Genomic DNA, 15699 nt, shown 5'->3' on the forward strand with positions numbered 1-15699 from the left:
CACCACGCAGGCGTTGGTGATGCTGGCTCGCAAACTTGCTCGGGTGGTATTCGCCTTGCTGAAAGGGCAAAGCGAATATCAGACAAAAGTCAGTTGAGGGCTTCCCCTCAACCATAGAATCTCCCACAGGTTCAGTGTTCGGCTGGCCGGCGGCGGTGGTGCACACGCCAGCCGATCAGGATCAACAACACCAGACCCAACCCACCCGCACTCAGCCACAACACCTGATCATCACTGATCAACGGCTTCTCGATCCGCAGATACCCCGGTTGCAGCAACAACTCACGCATGGCCTTGTTCGCGGCGTCCAGCGTCACGCCGTGCAGCTCGCGGGCGGGGTTGGCGAAGCGGCCGTCCTCGTAGTCGCCCAGCGCGCTCCAGTAGTAATCGGCCAACGCGCTGTTGCCTTGCACTGCCCACGCCTGATGGGCGATGGCGGCTTGTTTGATGCGGGCGAAGGTGTCCGGGTCGAGGCCGTTTTTCAGCAGGTCGGCCTTGAGGGTTTCCAGCACCTGCTGCGCTTCGGCGACATCATCGCGGTCCAGATCGGCGTTCAGGCTCATGAAACCGACGCCACCAAACACTTCGCGCTCGGCCCACGGGCCATAGGACAGACCGTGGTTCAGGCGAATCTGCCGGTACAGCGCCCAGTCGAGGTAGTCCTTGAGGATGTCGAAGGTCTGGTCGTACTGATCGTCCAGCACCGGCTCCGGCACCAGCCAGTGCAGCTTGGCGCTGTCGCCGATAAAGCCACGGGTGAGGGTGCGTTCGTGAGCGGCGCTGGTGCGGATGTCCGGCAGTGGCCGATGTTCGCTGGGTTCGACCGCTTCGAGCGTGCCCCAGGTGCGTTCCAGATAAGCCGGCAGCAGTTTGTCGAGTTCGCCAACGACGATCAGGCTCATGTTGTTCGGCGCATACCAGGCCTTGCGCACCTTCTCCAGTTGCTCCTGGGTCAAGTGATCGACCTCTGCGCGTTGCGGGCATTTCAGGCCCAGCTCCACTGCCAGTTGGTTGCTCGCGGTGTGGCCCAGATCCTGACGGTCGAGAAAGCGCTGCAGCTTGGTGTAATGGCCACCGTCCTCACGCTCGACCACGCGTTTGGCGGCGTTGATCGCGTTGTCGTCGATGCGCGTCTGAGTCAACAGCGCGAGCAGCAGGTCGAGCACCTTGCGCTGGTTTTTCGCCGGGGCTTCGATGACGAACGTGGTGTCGGCGTTGCTGGTGAAGGCGTTCCACTCGCCACCGAGCGCTTGCATGCGTTCTTCGAGGCCGCCTTCGCCCGTGGCGTCGATGCCACTGAAGAGCAGGTGTTCGAGCAGGTGCGGCAGCTCTTTTTCGTCGCAGTCAAAATCGTCGAGACCGACGCCCACCACCAGCCGGATCGCCACATGCCCGCGTTCGGTGCCGGGCTTGAGCAGCAACTGCAAACCGTTGGGCAGCGCATAGCCTTCGACCTGAAAACGATCCAGGGCGAAGGAGGGGAATGAACCGAGCAACAGACAGGCGAACAACAGGCAACGCATAACAGGCTTCCATACGGCTGATTTGGAGATCCGTGTCGCTATTCAGGCCGCCCTTCGCGAGCAGGCTCGCTCCCACATTTGACGCATTTCCCTGTGGGAGCGAGCCTGCTCGCGAATCTTGAGGCTGAATCAAAGTTACTGACTGACCTAAGCCCCAGACGTTCAAGGCGAATGCGTAATGTCGCTCATATCATCCGCCGCCAGCGCTCCGGTATCTGCCGTTTCCAGCACCACATACGCGCTGCCGCAAAACAGCGAATTGAGCCGTCTCATGTCGGCAATCAACTCCAGGTGCAGCGAACTGGTTTCAATACTCTGCACGATCTTGCGTTGCAAACGGCTGACATGCGCATGGGCCAAACGCCGTTCCTGCGCGCGAAAGCGCCGTTTCTCGCGCAGCAACTGCCGAGCGCTTTCGCGGTCGCTGCTGAGAAATACCGAAAGGCCCAACCGCAGGTTGGCGATAAGTTGCTGATGCAGGACGGCCAAATCCTCCAGCCCCTCTTCGGAAAACGAGCGACGCTGGGAAGTCTTCTGCTGCTGAATCTTGCGCAGCATGCGTTCGACCAGATCACTGGCCAGTTTCAGATTGATCACCAGTTCAATGATCTCCGCCCAGCGCCGGCTGTCGTGCTCGCCGAGGTCCTCGCGGGGCATCTGTGCCAGATACAGCTTGATCGCGCTGCACAGCGACTCGATGTCATCGGTCAGCCGACGGATTTCCTGGGTGACGGCGGTTTGCTTGCCGCGCAGCACGTCTAGAGTGGCGTCGAGCATGTTGTCGAGCAGATCGCCCATGCGCAGGGTTTCCCGCGCGGCGTTGGCCAGCGCAAGGCTTGGCGTGACCAGTGCGGTCGCGTCGAGATGACGCGGTTTGGCGGTGCCGTTGACCTCCGGCCGTTCAGGCAGCAGCCAGGCACACAGCCGCGCCATCGGCCCGACACTCGGCAGCAGGATCAGGCAGCGCGCGGTGTTGTAGAGCAGATGGAAGCCGATGACCATCTCCTGCGGGCTGAAATCGAGACTGTCGATCCAGTGCACCAGCGGATCGAGCACCGGAATGATCAATAAAAGACCGATCAGTTTGTACAGCAGGCTGCCCAGTGCCACCTGCCGGCCCGCCGCGTTCTGCATGCTGGTGCTCATGAACGCGAGAATGCCGCTGCCGATATTGGCACCGATCACCAGACCGATCGCCACCGGCAGACTGATCACCGCAGCACCGGCCAGCGTCGCGGTGAGCAGCACGGCAGCGAGGCTGGAGTAGGAAATCATTGCGAACAGCGCGCCGACCAGGGCATCGAGGAGGATGTCGCCGGTGAGCGAAGCAAAAATCACCTTCACGCCTTGGGCGTGGGTGATCGGCGCAGCGGCCTCGACGATCAGTTGCAGCGCAAGAATGATCAGCCCCAGACCGATGCTGACCCGGCCCATCTGCCCGAGCCGCGTCTGTTTGCGCGACAGAAAGAAAATCACCCCGAGGAAAATCAGCAGCGGCGACAACCACGAGAGATCAAACGTCAGCACCCGCGCCATCAGCGCCGTACCGACGTCAGCGCCCAGCATGGTCGCCAATGCCGGCGTCAGCGCCATCAGGCCTTGGCCGACGAAGGAGGTAACGAGCATGGCGGTGGCGTTGCTGCTTTGCACCATCGCCGTGACGACGATGCCGGCGACAAACGCGAGCCAGCGTTTGGACATGTTCTGGCCAATCACATGGCGCAGATTGGTGCCGTACACCCGCAGGATGCCGGTTCGGACGATGTGCGTACCCCAGATCAGCAGGGCGACGGCAGAAAGCAGATTGAGCAGGGTGAGCATGCAGACCCCCTGTATTAGCAGCGCCCCAGAGGAGCAAGTTGACGGTGCCGCGCGGTTTCTACGTTGTGATACTTAAGCTGTAGTTGGCTAACGGTCTGGGCGCCAGCATTGCACAGCTAAAGTGCTGATTGAAACAAAAGTGTCATGAAAATGGGTTCATGCGTCCACTTGAATCCAACATGTTTCCCGAATGTTGCCCAAAACAAATGTGGGAGCGAGCCTGCTCGCGAAAGCGGTGGATCAGCCAACATTGTTGTCGACTGACACTCCGTTTTCGCGAGCAGGCTCGCTCCCACAGGGGGTATTGCGTGCGCCTGGACTACCGGGTTATTGGCCCGGAATATCCTTGCGCAGTTTCACCGGATCCTGCTTTTTCTTCTTGGCCATCGCGCCGCGCAGCTTGATGTTGATCGCTTCAACCGCCAGCGAGAACGCCATCGCGAAGTAGACGTAGCCTTTTGGCACATGCACGTCGAACGACTCGGCGATCAGTACGGTACCCACCACCAGCAGGAACGACAGCGCCAGCATTTTCAGCGACGGGTGCTTGTCGATGAATTCGCTGATCGTGCCCGCCGCGAGCATCATCACCAGCACCGCAACGATGATCGCTGCAACCATGACCGGTACGTGCGAGACCATGCCGACAGCGGTGATCACCGAGTCCAGCGAGAACACGATGTCGATGATCGCGATCTGGATGATGGTGTAGAGGAAGTTGCCGCCCTTGCCGCCAGGCGTTTCTTCGCTTTCGTCTTCGCCTTCCAGCGCGTGGTACATCTCTTGCGAGCTCTTCCACAGCAGGAACAGACCACCGAAGAACAGGATCAGGTCGCGGCCGGAGATGCCTTGGCCGAAGACCACGAACAGGTCCGCGGTGAGGCGCATGACCCAGGTGATCGACAGCAGCAACAGGATCCGCGTGACCATGGCCAGCGCCAGACCGAAGATCCGGGTGCGCTGCTGCATGTGTTTAGGCATGCGGCTGACCAGGATCGAAATCATGATGATGTTATCGATGCCCAGAACGATTTCCAGGGCGGTCAGGGTAAAGAAGGCAACCCAGATCTCAGGGTTGGTCAGCCATTCCATGTGTATTCCTTTGAGCGATTGTTAAACCGAAAAAGGTCCGGGCTTCAAACAGCGAAGCCAGGACCCGCAACGGTGAGTCTTGGGCTTATAGAGTACTGAACACCGGGAAAGTCCCCAACAGCAGCGCAGCAATCAGAATGCAGATACAAACCAGGATCGCCCATTTCAGGGTGAAACGCTGGTGGTCACCAAAATCAATACCGGCCAGAGCCACCAACAGATAGGTCGATGGCACCAACGGGCTCAGCAAGTGGACGGGTTGCCCGACGATCGAGGCACGAGCCATTTCCACCGCGGTGATCCCGTAGTGGCTGGCAGCCTCGGCCAACACCGGCAACACGCCATAGTAGAACGCATCATTGGACATGAAGAAGGTGAACGGCATGCTCACCAGCGCCGTGATCACGGCCAGGTACGGGCCAAGGAAATCAGGGATCACCGCCAACAGGCTCTTCGACATCGCATCGACCATGCCGGTGCCCGACAGGATACCGGTGAAGATACCCGCCGCAAAGATCAGCCCGACCACTGCCAGCACACTACCGGCGTGAGCCGCGACGCGATCCTTCTGCATTTGCAGGCAAGGATAGTTGACGATCATTGCAATACTGAACGCCACCATGAACAACACCGGCAGCGGCAGCAGGCCGGCGATCAAGGTGCACATGAGACCGAAGGTCAGCGCGCCGTTGAACCAGATCAATTTCGGACGACGGGCATCCGGGAACTGCGACACGCTGATTTCGCTGTGATCGATATCGTCGCCCACCAGGTGCAACTCACCCAGACGCGCACGTTCACGCTTGCCGTAGAAGTAGGCAATGATCAGGATCGCCACCACACCGGCGGCCATGGCCGGAATCATCGGTACAAAGATGTCCGAAGGGTCGACGTGCAGCGCACTGGCGGCACGGGCGGTCGGGCCGCCCCACGGGGTCATGTTCATCACGCCACCGGCGAGGATGATCAGACCGGCCATGATGCGCGGGCTCATGCCGATACGGCTGTACAGCGGCAGCATGGCGGCCACGCAGATCATGTAAGTGGTCGCGCCGTCACCATCGAGGGAAACGACGAGCGCCAGTACGGCGGTACCGACCGAAACTTTCAGCGGGTCGCCCTTGACCAGTTTGAGGATCTTGCGCACGGCCGGGTCGAACAGGCCGGAGTCGATCATCAGTGCGAAATACAAAATGGCGAACATCAGCATCACGCCGGTTGGCGCAAGCTTGGTGATGCCTTCGAGCATCATCGGGCCGATCTTCGGCGCAAAACCACCGAACAGGGCGAACAGGATCGGGATGATGATCAGAGCGATCAGCGCGGACAGGCGCTTGGTCATGATCAGGAACATGAACGTGATGACCATGGCGAAGCCAAGGAAAGTCAGCATGGGAATACTCCAGGCGTAGCGCGGCTAGTGGAATGAGCAGATCGTGGGGATCAGCGCAGAACGGGAAGCACGAGACGTACGGGTGGAGTGACAGCGCGGAGGCGGGCTACAGAGGACATCAGAATCACCATTGTTGTTGTTAATTGGGCCGCGCGGGCGAGCTATCACGCGCATTGGCCAACCGGTCTGTTGCCGGAAGTGAGGCGATCCTAATGGGGCAACCTTTCAGCCAGCTTTCGCTGATGAAAGCTTTGAATGAACGGTCAACCGGCCGTCGGAAGCGGCTGGAGTCAATGAAAACGGGGAGCGGAACGAAAAATCAGGCGAAGACGCTGTGATCGCAGACACATACGCTTTCAGTTCGGCGCGGCACCGCCCATTGTCACGAACAAGCGCTGCTGATCAAAAAACAGCCAGATTCAGCGGCCGCATGGCGCCCATCCAGATCGCATGGTCGGTGTGGTCGAGCAAATCATCGCCGGTGTCCGGATGCAGAAACACCACCAGACCCTGGCGATTGAGCGCCAGCCACGGCAGCACGTCGCCAATCAGCTCCGGGCCGAAGGCCAACTGGCAGCTCCAGTCCGGGTGTGGGCCGACCGGGCGTTCGTGGACGCGGCCCATTTTCACGGGGAACAACTGTGCGGCACGCTCGCACAAGTCCCGCGCCTGATCAATCGTGCTGGCGTCGAAATAGACGTGGGCGTGGTAGCCCTTGATCGCTTGCATCTGAAAGCCTCAAAAATCGGTTCGAACCCTCGGCGTTGCGCGTATGTCACACGCCTTACAAGGGAAAACAAAAGGGATCAGCCATGAAAAATGCCGAAACCCCGGTGGTAAAAGTGGTGCTCTATGGTGCCATGAGTAGCCTGGGCGGCGCGTTGATGGCTGAGTTGCTGCGCCGACAGCACGAAGTCATCGCCATTCTCGACGACCTCACGGCGCTCGCGCCACGTCCGGGCTTGCGCACCAAAAGCGGTGATCTGTTTGATATCGAACGGGTCAATCAAAGCGTAGCGGGGAGTTCGGCGGTGATCTGCCTGTTGGATGCGCCGGGTTTGCCGTTCAGCAGTGATCACGTGGAAAAGTCAGTGGTACTGGGACCGGTCGAACAGGTCCTGGCCGTAGACGCACTGGTCGATGGCCTGCAACTGGCCAATGTTTCGCGGCTGTTTCTGGTGGGTGATTTTGCCGTGCTCGACGAGCCGGAACAGGAAGATCGCCTGCAACGCCACGCCGCCGAAGAGATCCGCGAAGCCCTGCAAAGCAGCCCGCTGCACTGGACGCTGATCAATGCACCCCATGGTGTAGCCGGATTGACGATCGAGCATTTCAGCCAGGTCGGCGGCAATCTCGAGCCGGGTCTGGCCGAACCGCTGGAGCGCCTGAATCGTGTGGCGGTGGGGATTGCCGATGAGCTGCGGCTGAATCTGCATGTGGGCCAGCATGTGAATTTTGTCGCGGCCACAGGCTCGTAAAAGATCACAGCCTTCGGCAGTTCCTACAGGGGACCGCATTTCAACTGTAGGAGCTGCCGCTGGCTGCGATCTTTTGATCTTCAAAGCGCAATCGACGGCAGCTCCAACCCGGTCAGCGACTCAGCACTACTGGCCTGCTCCGCCATCAACCATTCGACGAACCGTTGAATCAACGCACCGCGCCGTTTGCGCTGCGGCAGCACCACGTAATAACCCAGCCGCGACAGGGTGGTTTCGGCAATCGGCCGGCACAACAAACCCTGGGTCAGCAAGTTATCCACAAGGTGACGCCAGCCGATGGCCACACCTTGGCCGCCAATCGCCGCCTGGATCAACAGCGTGTAATTGTCGAAGCGAAGCTGCCCCGGCGCCGGCGGGGTGCTGATGCCCAGCTCACGGAACAGACCGCTCCAGTCAAACCAGTTACTGCTGTTCTCACCGCGCAGGTGCAACAGGGGAAACTCCAGCAAGGCCTGAGCCGGCAAGGGCAGGGGCAGGGGCAGGGGCAGGGGCAGGGGACGGTGCTGCAACAGTTGCGGGCTGCATACCGGGAACACTTCCTCGCTGAACAACCAGTGACTTTCACCCTGCTTGAAACGCCCATCGCCAAACAGGATCGCCACATCAATGTCGGTGCGCAGCATGTTGTGGTTGCGTTCGCTGGTGACCAGGCTGACGTCGACCTGCGGATTGGCTTCGTGGAATCGATGCAGACGCGGCATCAACCAATAGGCGGCGAAGGCAAAATCGGTCGCGACTTGCAGCACCTCGTGCTGCTGTTGTGCGCTGATTGCGCTCAATCCTGCGTCGATATTTTGCAAACCGAGCTGAACCTGCTCGAAAAGGATCGTACCGACCTCGGTCAGTTCGATACCGCGATAGATACGGTCAAACAACCGCGTGCCGAGCTGATCTTCCAGCCGTTTGATCTGCTGGCTGATCGCCGGTTGCGTGGTGCCAAGCTCTACCGCTGCGGCAGTGAACCTGCGATGCCGGGCCGCCGCCTCAAATGCACGCAGCAGGTCGAGCGACAGATCACCAAGGGCTTCATACATAAGCTGTGCTTATCCTAGTCATTGCCCGGCGCGGGCTTTACCCGGTAGAGCATGGACTCCATGCTCAATCGCAGCAATGTCGCATAAATATTCACTATGGAATGCCGCGATCACATGAAGCGCAAGAATATTCTTTTCATCATGGCCGATCAGATGGCCGCGCCAATGTTGCCGATCTACGGCCCCTCGCCGATCAAACTGCCGAATCTTTCACGCCTCGCCGCCCAAGGCGTGGTGTTCGATGCCGCTTACTGCAACAGCCCGTTATGCGCACCGTCGCGCTTCACCCTGGTCAGCGGCCAGTTGCCGAGCAAGATCGGCGCCTACGACAACGCCGCCGATTTCCCTGCCGATGTTCCGACCTACGCCCACTATCTGCGCCGCCTCGGCTATCGCACGGCGCTGTCGGGCAAGATGCATTTCTGCGGCCCGGACCAGTTGCACGGCTACGAAGAGCGCCTGACCAGTGACATTTATCCGGCCGACTATGGCTGGGCGGTGAACTGGGATGAGCCGGATGTGCGACCGACCTGGTATCACAACATGTCCTCGGTGCTGCAAGCCGGGCCATGCGTGCGCACCAACCAACTCGACTTCGACGAAGAGGTGGTGTTCAAGGCGCAACAATACTTGTTCGACCACATCCGCGAGGACGGCGACCAGCCGTTCTGCCTGACCGTGTCGATGACTCACCCGCACGACCCGTACACGATTCCCAAGGCGTTCTGGGATTTGTACGACGATGGCGAAATCCCGTTGCCGACAACGCCGAATCAACACGAACTCGATCCGCACTCGCAGCGCCTGCTGAAGGTTTACGATCTATGGGACAAGCCACTGCCTGTGGATAAGATTCGCGATGCGCGTCGCGCCTACTTTGGTGCTTGCAGCTATATCGATGCCAACGTCGGCAAACTTCTGCAAACCCTCGAAGAAACCGGGCTGATCGACGACACCATCATTGTGTTCTCCGGCGACCATGGCGACATGCTCGGCGAGAAAGGCCTCTGGTACAAAATGCACTGGTACGAGATGGCGGCTCGCGTGCCCCTGTTGATAAGTGCTCCTGGCCAGTTCAATGCAGGCCGCGTGAGCGCCGCCGTATCGACCGCCGACCTGTTGCCGACCTTCGTTGAACTGGCCGGCGGCACGCTGGAGCCGGGGCTGCCGCTGGACGGTCGGTCACTGGTGTCGCATCTGCAAAGGCAGGGCGGGCACGACGAAGTGTTCGGCGAGTACATGGCCGAAGGCACGATCAGTCCGCTGATGATGATCCGTCGTGGCGCGTACAAATTTATCTACAGTGAAAGCGACCCTTGCCTACTCTTTGACGTAACCAACGACCCGCGCGAACAGGAAGAACTCAGCCAATCACCGCAACATCGCCAGCTGTTCGACGATTTTCTCGCCGAAGCACGGGCCAAGTGGGACATTCCAGCGATCCACCGGGAAGTGCTCGCCAGCCAGCGCCGCCGTCGTTTTGTCGCCGATGCGCTGACCATCGGCAAGCTGAAGAGCTGGGATCACCAGCCGCTGGTGGACGCCAGTCAGCAGTACATGCGCAACCACATCGATCTCGACGATCTGGAGCGCAAGGCCCGTTATCCACAACCCTGCCAAAACCAATAATGTGAAGGGGAAGTCCATGCGCAAGTTATCCACAGTAGTGACGGTCAGCCTGCTGGCTCTGGGCAGCGCCTCGGCATTTGCCGAACAAAGCTGCGAAACGGTGAAGATGGCCGACCCCGGCTGGAGCGACATCGCCGCGACCAACGCCATTACCGGGTTTCTGCTGGACGGCATGGGCTACAAGGCCAAAATCGACACCCTCGCGGTGCCGATCACCTTTGGCGGGCTGAAGGATGGCCAGGTGGACGTGTTCCTCGGCAACTGGATGCCGGCGCAGCAGGGCTTCTACGACAAGTTCGTCGCCACCGGTGACGTCACGCAACTGGCGAAGAACCTCGACGGCACCGAGTTCACCCTGGCTGTGCCCGACTACGTGTGGGATGCGGGTGTGCATAACTTTGCCGACCTGAACAAATACGCCGATAAATTCGACAAGAAAATCTACGGCATCGGCTCGGGTGCGCCGGCCAACATCTCGCTGCAAGAGATCATCAAGAAGAACGACTTCGACCTCGGCCAGTGGAAGCTGATCGAGTCCAGCGAACAGGCGATGCTTGCCGAAGTCTCGCGGGCAGTGAAGAAGCAGAAATTCGTCACCTTCCTTGGCTGGACCCCGCACCCGATGAACGTGCAGTTGAAAATGCATTACCTCAAGGGTGGCGAGAAGTACTTTGGCGATACCGGCAGCGTGTTCACTCTGACGCGCAAGGGTTACGCCGAGGCGTGTCCGAACGTGGGTAAATTGCTGACCAATCTTTCGTTCACTCAGGAGATGGAGAACAGCATCATGGCCGAAGTGGTGAACAAGAAGGTCACGAATGCCGAGGCGGCGAAGGCCTGGATCAAGGCGAATCCGGCGGTGTTGGACAAGTGGCTGGAGGGCGTCAAAACCGTGGATGGCAAGGATGCGTTGGCTGCGGTGAAGGCGAAGCTTTAATTTAGCGCGCACAGATCGTTCCCACGACGAGGCGTCGAACCGTCCGCCTGGGAATGCCTCAACGGACGCTCCGCGTTCGGCTTTGAATGGGACGCGGAGCGTCCCGAGCTGCATTCCCACGCAGAGCGTGGGAACGATCGGCGTAAGGGCTGATACCCTTGTTTAAAATTTCAACTGCGAGGACCCATGGCCTTCCCCAGTCGCCGCTCACTGCTTCCCTTCCTCACCTGGCTCCCTCGGCAAACCCGCGCCAGCGTCGGACGGGATCTGATCGTCGGCCTCAGCGGGGCGATTCTCGCGTTACCGCAGTCGATTGCCTACGCGCTGATCGCCGGTCTCCCACCTGAATACGGTCTCTATGCCGCTATCATCCCGGTATTGATCGCCTGCCTGTGGGGCTCGTCGTGGCATCTGATCTGCGGCCCTACCGCCGCCATCTCGATCGTCCTCTACGCCAGCGTGAGTCCGCTGGCCGTCCCGGCATCACAGGACTACATCACCCTGATCCTGCTGCTGACCTTCCTTGCCGGGATTTTCCAGTGGTTGTTGGGTTTGCTGCGCTTCGGTGCGCTGGTGAATTTCGTCTCGCATTCGGTGGTGCTCGGTTTCACTTTGGGTGCGGCGGTGGTGATTGCCATCGGCCAGTTGCCCAATTTGTTGGGCCTGGATTTGCCGGCCAAAGCCACAGCGTTGGACAGTCTTATGGATCTGTTGCAGCACCTTAGGGCTGTGGATAAACCCTCCGTGCTGCTCGGCATCGCCACGGTGGTGGTTGGTGTGGTGCTGAAACAGTTGCTGCCACGCTGGCCGACCCTGTTGATAACGCTCGTGCTGGCCAGTCTGATCGTGTGGATGTGGCCGGCGATGTTCGGCCATGTGCATCTGGTCAGCGCGTTTGTCGGGCGCTTGCCGCCGTTCAGCGGTTTGCCGCTGGATCTGGACTTGATCCTGCGCCTGCTGCCCAGCGCAGTGGCGGTGGGCATGCTCGGGCTGGTCACCAGCCTGTCGATTGCCCGCTCGATTGCCGCGCGCTCGCAGCAGTTGCTCGATGCCAATCAGGAAGTCCGCGCGCAGGGCTTGTCGAATATGCTCGGGGCATTTTTTTCCGGATCCTTGTCGGCCGGTTCGTTTACTCGTTCGGGCCTGAGTTACGAGGCAGGCGCGTGTTCACCGCTGGCCGGGGTGTTTTCGGCGATCTGGGTCGCGCTCTTCGCGATTTTTGGTGCCGGGCTGATCGCGCACATTCCGATTCCGGCGATGGCTGGCAGCATTCTGTTGATTGCCTGGGGGTTGGTGGATCATCGCGGCATTCGCGCGTTGCTGCGGGTCAGCCGCGCCGAGTTCGTGGTCATGGCGCTGACCTGCCTGGCCACGCTATTACTGGAGTTGCAGACCGCGATCTACGCTGGCGTACTGGCGTCGCTGTTCTTCTACCTCAAGCGCACATCGCAACCGCGTGTGCAGCATTGGCGCGATGGCGAAGACGATGTGCTGCGGGTCGGTGGCTCGATCTTTTTCGGCGCCAGCCATTACCTGCAAGTGCGCCTGCAACGGATGCACGGCGCACGGGTAGTGATCGAGGCGCAACAGATCAACTTCATCGACTATTCGGGAGTCGAGATGCTGCATCAGGAAGCGCGGCGCTTGTTGCGCCAGGATCGCAGCCTGACTTTGCGTGGGGCGCGCCCGCAGGTGGTCGAGGAATTGAGAAAGCTGGAAGGGCCGGAGAAGTGTCCGATCCGGTTTGAGGACTGATTGGCGATCAAGGTAATCCTTGTGGGAGCGAGCCTGCTCGCGAAGACTGCGGCACATCCAGCATTGATGTGTCAGACAGACCGCTTTCGCGAGCAGGCTCGCTCCCACATGGCTATTTATTGGGCCAACTGGCGGCGTAGTTCGGCGAGCACAGGCGCGGTGTCCGGGCGTACCCCACGCCACAAAAAGAACGCTTCAGCCGCCTGCTCTGCCAACATCCCCAAACCGTCCATCGACACCGCCGCGCCATGCTCGCTGGCCCAGCGACAGAACGCCGTCGGCTCCTTGCCGTACATCATGTCGTAGCACAGGGTTCTGCCCGGCTCGATCAGGCTCGGCGCAATCGGCGGCACATCGCCGGTGAGGCTGGCGGAGGTGGCATTGATGATTACGTCCACCGGCTCCTGTAACCAGTCGAAACCACTGGCCGACACCGGCCCCAGATCGCAGAACAACTCGGCCAGCAATTCGGCCTTGTCCACCGTGCGATTGGCGATGATCACCGACGCCGGTTTTTCCGCCAGCAACGGCTCCAGTGCCCCGCGCACCGCGCCACCGGCACCAAGCAGCAGAATGCGTTTACCGGTCAGGCTGAATCCGGCATTCACGGTCAGATCGCGCACCAGACCGGCGCCATCGGTGTTGTCGCCGAGCAGCGAGCCGTCAGCCAGTTTGCTCAAGGTATTCACCGCGCCAGCGCGTTGTGCCCGGGCTGTCAGGCTGTTGGCCAGACGATAGGCGTCTTCTTTGAACGGTACGGTGACATTGGCGCCGCGACCTTCCTGGAAAAACGCCGTGGCGCAGCCGAAAAAGTCCTCGAGGGGCGCCAGCAACGTGCTGTAGTCGAGGCTCTGCCCGGTCTGTTCGGCGAACAGCTTGTGAATCATCGGCGACTTGCTGTGGCCGATCGGGTTACCGAAAACGACGTAACGATCCATCAGAAGTCCTCAGGCCTGGGCCAGCCAGTCGCGGTCTTGCAGGAAGTATTCGGTCAGACGCGCTTCTTCGCTGCCGGGCTCGGCCTTCCAGTCATAGCCCCAGCGCACTTGCGGCGGCAGCGACATGAGGATCGACTCGGTACGCCCACCCGATTGCAGACCAAACAGCGTGCCACGGTCGTAAACCAGGTTGAACTCGACGTAGCGGCCACGGCGGAATTCCTGGAACTCACGTTGCTGCGCAGTGAACGCGTCGTTCTTGCGTCGCTGCACGATGGGCAGGTAAGCATCGATGTAGGCATCACCGATGGCGCGCATGAAGGCGAAACTGGTGTCGAAATCCCACTCGTTCAGGTCATCGAAGAACAGACCGCCGATGCCGCGCGGTTCGTGACGATGCTTGATGTGGAAGTAGCTGTCGCACCATGCCTTGTAGCGCGAATAGACGTCCGGGCCGAACGGCGCGCAGGCCTGTTCGGCGACGCGGTGCCAATGGATGCAGTCTTCTTCGTTGCCGTAATAAGGCGTCAGGTCGAAGCCGCCGCCGAACCACCAGACTGGCTCTTCACCTTCTTTTTCGGCAATGAAAAAGCGCACGTTGGCGTGGGAGGTCGGCACATGCGGGTTGTGCGGGTGAATCACCAGCGACACGCCGAGCGCTTCAAAGCCGCGACCTGCCAGTTCCGGGCGGTGGGCGCTGGCCGACGGCGGCAGACCGCTGCCGAAGACGTGGGAAAAGTTGACGCCGCCCTTTTCGATCAGCGTGCCGTTTTCGATCACACGCGTGCGACCGCCACCCCCAGCAGGCCGGGCCCAGGCGTCTTCGACGAAGCGCGTGCCGCCGTCCTCGTTTTCGAGTGCGGCGCAGATACGGTCTTGCAGGTCGAGCAGATAGGCCTTTACGGCGTCGGTGCGGGTCGTCATGGCTTCACCTTGAATCGGGGCATAACTACGCGGCGCCCCGCAGGCGGGGGACGGCGCAAATGGGCGCGTAGCATACCACCGCAGACCCGCGCGCCGCAGTTGACGAAGATCAAGCATGGGAGTTGGATAGGGGGCTCACAAAAGACCCAAGGAGAGCAGGCAGATGGCAAAGCGTATCCAGTTCCGCGCCCACGGCGGTCCCGAAGTGCTCGAATATGTTGACTACTCACCGGCGGCACCCGGCCCCAATCAGGTACGGGTCGCCAACAAGGCGATCGGCCTGAATTTCATCGACACCTACTACCGCAGCGGCCTCTATGCACCGCCTGCTTTGCCATCTGGTCTGGGCGCGGAAGGCGCGGGCATCGTCGACGCGGTGGGCAGCGAAGTCACCCGGTTCAAGGTGGGTGATCGCGTCGCTTACGGCAGCGGCCCGCTGGGCGCCTACAGTCAACTGCACGTTTTGCCTGAAGCCAATCTGGTGCATCTGCCGGACGCCATCAGCTTCGAGACGGCTGCCGGGGTGATGCTCAAGGGCCTGACCGTGCAGTACCTGCTGCGCCAGACCTATGAGCTCAAGGGTGGCGAAACCATTCTGTTCCACGCCGCTGCCGGGGGCGTCGGTTCGCTGGCCTGCCAATGGGCCAAGGCATTGGGTGTGAACCTGATCGGCACCGTCAGTTCGAAAGAAAAGGCCGAACTGGCCAAGGCCAACGGCGCTTGGGCGACCATCGATTACAGCCACGAAAATGTTGCTGAACGCGTGCTCGAACTGACCGACGGCAAGAAAGTCCCGGTGGTCTACGACGGCGTTGGCAAGGACACCTGGCTGACTTCGCTGGACAGCGTGTCGCCGCGTGGTCTGGTGGTCAGCTTCGGCAATGCGTCCGGTGCAGTGGACGGGGTCAATCTGGGTATTCTCGCCGCCAAGGGCTCGCTGTACGTGACCCGGCCGACCCTGGCGACCTACGCCAATAACGCCGAAAACCTTCAGCGAATGGCCGATGAGCTGTTCGAGATGATCATCAGCGGCAAGCTCAAGGTCGACATCAGCCAGCGTTATCCGCTGGCCGATGCGGCGAAGGCACAGACCGAGCTTTCGGCTCGGCGTACTACCGGCTCCACCATCCTGCAGCCCTGACAACAAGCGTCCC

At 60.5% G+C, this 15699-nt stretch carries 13 protein-coding genes and 1 pseudogene; 6 read left to right on the forward strand and 8 right to left on the reverse strand.

Going from position 1 to position 15699, the window contains the following annotated elements:
* Nucleotides 1-97: pseudogene (locus CKW18_RS24135) on the forward strand (IS110 family transposase); the annotation flags it as partial.
* Nucleotides 98-131: 34 nt separating this feature from the next.
* Here the strand turns inward: CKW18_RS24135 and CKW18_RS24140 are convergent.
* The 5 genes from CKW18_RS24140 to CKW18_RS24160 form a co-directional block, all read right to left on the reverse strand.
* Nucleotides 132-1523 carry a pitrilysin family protein gene (locus CKW18_RS24140; protein WP_095191086.1) on the reverse strand — a complete coding sequence of 464 codons (1392 nt, stop codon included), beginning with the start codon at nucleotides 1521-1523 and terminating at the stop codon, nucleotides 132-134.
* Between the two features lie 162 nt (nucleotides 1524-1685).
* Nucleotides 1686-3344 (reverse strand): Na/Pi cotransporter family protein, encoded by a 1659-nt coding sequence (locus CKW18_RS24145; RefSeq protein ID WP_095191087.1) that lies wholly within the window; start codon nucleotides 3342-3344, stop codon nucleotides 1686-1688.
* Nucleotides 3345-3671: 327 nt separating this feature from the next.
* Entirely contained in the window at nucleotides 3672-4436 is a 765-nt protein-coding gene (locus CKW18_RS24150) for a TerC family protein (protein ID WP_095191088.1), read from the reverse strand.
* A gap of 85 nt (nucleotides 4437-4521) precedes the next feature.
* Entirely contained in the window at nucleotides 4522-5829 is a 1308-nt protein-coding gene (locus tag CKW18_RS24155) for a CitMHS family transporter (RefSeq protein ID WP_095191089.1), read from the reverse strand.
* Nucleotides 5830-6231: 402 nt separating this feature from the next.
* Nucleotides 6232-6558, reverse strand: a complete 327-nt coding sequence (locus tag CKW18_RS24160; protein ID WP_095191090.1) for a DOPA 4,5-dioxygenase family protein — start codon at nucleotides 6556-6558, stop codon at nucleotides 6232-6234.
* An 83-nt stretch (nucleotides 6559-6641) separates the two neighbouring features.
* Between CKW18_RS24160 and CKW18_RS24165 the strand changes: the two genes are divergently transcribed.
* Nucleotides 6642-7307: an NAD(P)-dependent oxidoreductase gene (locus CKW18_RS24165; protein ID WP_095191091.1), complete on the forward strand. Its 666-nt coding sequence runs from the start codon at nucleotides 6642-6644 to the stop codon at nucleotides 7305-7307.
* Nucleotides 7308-7387: 80 nt separating this feature from the next.
* Here the strand turns inward: CKW18_RS24165 and CKW18_RS24170 are convergent, their stop codons facing one another.
* The gene (locus CKW18_RS24170) at nucleotides 7388-8362 is read right to left on the reverse strand and encodes a LysR family transcriptional regulator (RefSeq protein WP_095191092.1); all 975 of its coding nucleotides are present in this window, start codon (nucleotides 8360-8362) and stop codon (nucleotides 7388-7390) included.
* A 114-nt stretch (nucleotides 8363-8476) separates the two neighbouring features.
* Here CKW18_RS24170 and betC point away from each other — a divergent pair, with 114 nt between their 5' ends.
* From betC to CKW18_RS24185, 3 genes are all read left to right on the forward strand, one after another.
* Complete coding sequence (gene betC / locus CKW18_RS24175) at nucleotides 8477-9991, forward strand: choline-sulfatase (protein WP_095191093.1); 1515 nt, start codon at nucleotides 8477-8479, stop codon at nucleotides 9989-9991.
* A gap of 16 nt (nucleotides 9992-10007) precedes the next feature.
* Nucleotides 10008-10928, forward strand: a complete 921-nt coding sequence (gene choX, locus CKW18_RS24180) for a choline ABC transporter substrate-binding protein (RefSeq protein WP_095191094.1) — start codon at nucleotides 10008-10010, stop codon at nucleotides 10926-10928.
* A 186-nt stretch (nucleotides 10929-11114) separates the two neighbouring features.
* Complete coding sequence (locus tag CKW18_RS24185) at nucleotides 11115-12683, forward strand: SulP family inorganic anion transporter (RefSeq protein WP_095191095.1); 1569 nt, start codon at nucleotides 11115-11117, stop codon at nucleotides 12681-12683.
* 116 nt (nucleotides 12684-12799) lie between these two features.
* Here the strand turns inward: CKW18_RS24185 and aroE are convergent, their stop codons facing one another.
* Together aroE and hemF are read right to left on the reverse strand one after the other, a co-directional pair.
* Nucleotides 12800-13621: a shikimate dehydrogenase gene (aroE, locus tag CKW18_RS24190; RefSeq protein ID WP_095191096.1), complete on the reverse strand. Its 822-nt coding sequence runs from the start codon at nucleotides 13619-13621 to the stop codon at nucleotides 12800-12802.
* A gap of 9 nt (nucleotides 13622-13630) precedes the next feature.
* Nucleotides 13631-14545, reverse strand: coding sequence for an oxygen-dependent coproporphyrinogen oxidase (gene hemF / locus CKW18_RS24195; protein ID WP_095191097.1), 915 nt, complete (start codon nucleotides 14543-14545; stop codon nucleotides 13631-13633).
* Nucleotides 14546-14708: 163 nt separating this feature from the next.
* Here hemF and CKW18_RS24200 point away from each other — a divergent pair, with 163 nt between their 5' ends.
* Nucleotides 14709-15686: an NADPH:quinone reductase gene (locus CKW18_RS24200; protein ID WP_095191098.1), complete on the forward strand. Its 978-nt coding sequence runs from the start codon at nucleotides 14709-14711 to the stop codon at nucleotides 15684-15686.
* Nucleotides 15687-15699 lie beyond the last annotated feature (13 nt).

It is taken from the genome of Pseudomonas sp. Irchel 3E19 (genome assembly GCF_900187585.1).
GTDB classification, from domain to species: Bacteria; Pseudomonadota; Gammaproteobacteria; order Pseudomonadales; family Pseudomonadaceae; genus Aquipseudomonas; species Aquipseudomonas baetica.